Annotated in this window: 3 protein-coding genes; all 3 read right to left on the bottom strand. The window is 32.6% G+C overall.

Annotated features, from left to right (window positions below):
- Nucleotides 1–174 precede the first annotated feature (174 nt).
- A complete protein-coding gene (locus tag ACMUOV_RS00300; RefSeq protein ID WP_413852659.1) occupies nucleotides 175–822 on the bottom strand; it encodes a flavodoxin in 648 nt (215 codons plus the stop codon).
- Between the two features lie 39 nt (nucleotides 823–861).
- Nucleotides 862–1692: an SDR family oxidoreductase gene (locus tag ACMUOV_RS00295; RefSeq protein WP_413852657.1), complete on the bottom strand. Its 831-nt coding sequence runs from the start codon at nucleotides 1690–1692 to the stop codon at nucleotides 862–864.
- Nucleotides 1693–1732: 40 nt separating this feature from the next.
- On the bottom strand, nucleotides 1733–2071 hold a 339-nt coding region (locus ACMUOV_RS00290; protein WP_413852655.1), incomplete at its 5' end, for a nuclear transport factor 2 family protein.

Here is a 2071-nt window from a genome sequence, read left to right as displayed (position 1 = left end):
GTAATTTATAATAATTAAACCTTGAACCACCAATGCAATTTCAAGCCATTCGTGAAATCTTTTTAATTTTGTGTTATGAACATCAAACGGTTTATGCATTACCCAAATAACAACAAATAAAACAACGAATAAAATTATTGAATATATCATTTTTGTTCTCCCGTAAAATAAGTTTTAGAATCCTAATTCTTTTAACCAATCGGAAACTTTTTTGTCGGCTTCCGTTCTGCTGTTTTGTGCTATATGTCCATAAATTGCAAGTCCTTTTTTTACATCTGCTTTTGTTACCGTTTTTACATTTCTTTCGGTTCCGCTTAATCCGCTTCCTTCGTGAGTGCAAAACGGTATTACCGTTTTGCCTGAAAAATCGTAACTTTCCAAAAATGTGTAAACAGGCATCGGCATATCCGCCCACCAGTTAGGATAACCGATAAATATTGTGTCATAATCTGCAAAGTTATCTACTTTTCCGATTATTGCAGGTCTTTCGTTTGCTCTTTTTTCTTTTTGCGCATATTCGGTTAATGCTGTATATCCTTTAGGATAATTATCTTTTTCAACTTTAATTTCAAATATGTTTCCACCGGTTTTATCTGCTATCATTTTACCGATTATAGCCGTATTTCCTTCTTTAATATTTCCCACATTATATTGTTCACCTGTTCTTGAAAAATATGCTACCAAAACTTTTTTACCGCCGTTTACTTTTGTTGTTGATTCTGCTGCTGCCATAACATTGCCTCCGTTATTATTACTTTTTAATAAAAAAATCGCACCTACACAAACTACAAGTAAAACCGTTACAAAAATTTTTAATTTCATTTTTACCTCTCTTTTTCTTTTTTCTCATATTTCTGCTTCTTATTTTGAAGGTTTAAGTTCTCCGTAAAAATATGCTGCTGTTGCTCCGCCGTCAATTAAAAAATCCGAACCGGAAATAAAATCAGCTTTTTCACTTAATAAAATTTCAGCAATATTTGCAACTTCGTCTGCCGTTCCCGGCCTTCCTGCGGGACACTTTGCAAACATATTTTTATAAAAGTCGCCTCTTGGACCGTTAAACTCATCTATTGCTAAAGGTGTAACAATAATTCCCGGAGAAATTGAATTTATCCTTGCATTTCTTTTGCCCCATTTTACTGCTTCAGCCATAACTCTTTTAACATTACATCTTTTTGCCATTTGATAAGCATGTAAAGTATCTTTTATATTTTTCGGTTGTAAAACTTCAAGCTTTAAAAGTTCTTCCGTTGGTGTTGTTGCGAGTTGTTCGTCAATTTCAGGAGTAAGTGCCGGCATTCTGTGCCCTGACTGAGAAGAAATTGTAATTCCTCTCCCTCCGTTTTTTATAACTTTTCCAGTTTCTTCAAGCAAAACTGCCGTTCCGTATAAGTCCACTTTTAAAATAACTTCTACAGGTGCTTGAGAAGGAGAAACTCCGGCAGAATTTATTAAGGTTGATATTTCGCCGTATTTTTGTCCGACTTTTATTAAGTTTAAAACAGATTCTCTTGAAGAAATATCACACTCTATTGCTTCAATATCAAAGCCGGTATCCGACATGATTTTTGATATTTCTTTTGCATTTTCAATATTTTTATCACCGACAATTATTTTTTTACCAAACCCTACCCTGCGAGCAATTGCCATACCTATTTGACCTGCACCGGTCCATAAAATAACATCTTTCATTAAAAATCTCCTTTATTTGGTTACTTTTACGGAAATATTTTTATTTTCCGGTTGATTGTTTTTTTGCCGAATATGTTGAAGCAACAATTGTTTTTATCAAAAAATCTTCGTTTAATTCTATTGTTAATTCAAGATTCCAAGTATGTTTGTCTCCGCCGAAAACAGCAGCAGACACTTTACTTTGACCTACAAAATTCAAACTGTTTTTAACTATAATATTTTCGGTTTCGTTGGAATAATAATTTAATGTTCCGTTTTTAATTGAGTTTAAATATTCTTTTTTATTCTGTTTTAAACCTGTCATGTGAACCAAAACAAATTTTTCGTCCAACATTTTTCCCAAAGATAAAATATCTTTATTTATCATAAATTCATACAT

Source organism: Candidatus Ruminimicrobium bovinum (assembly GCF_902760015.1).
GTDB lineage: Bacteria > Elusimicrobiota > Endomicrobiia > Endomicrobiales > Endomicrobiaceae > Ruminimicrobium > Ruminimicrobium bovinum.
This window is presented reverse-complemented; position numbering and strand designations above follow the sequence as displayed.

What these genes read in the sequence shown, in the direction of transcription:
- ACMUOV_RS00295 (WP_413852657.1), bottom strand. Translation starts at nt 1,692, where the DNA reads ATGAAAGATGTTATTTTATGGACCGGTGCAGGTCAAATAGGTATGGCA.
- ACMUOV_RS00300 (WP_413852659.1), bottom strand. Translation starts at nt 822, where the DNA reads ATGAAATTAAAAATTTTTGTAACGGTTTTACTTGTAGTTTGTGTAGGT.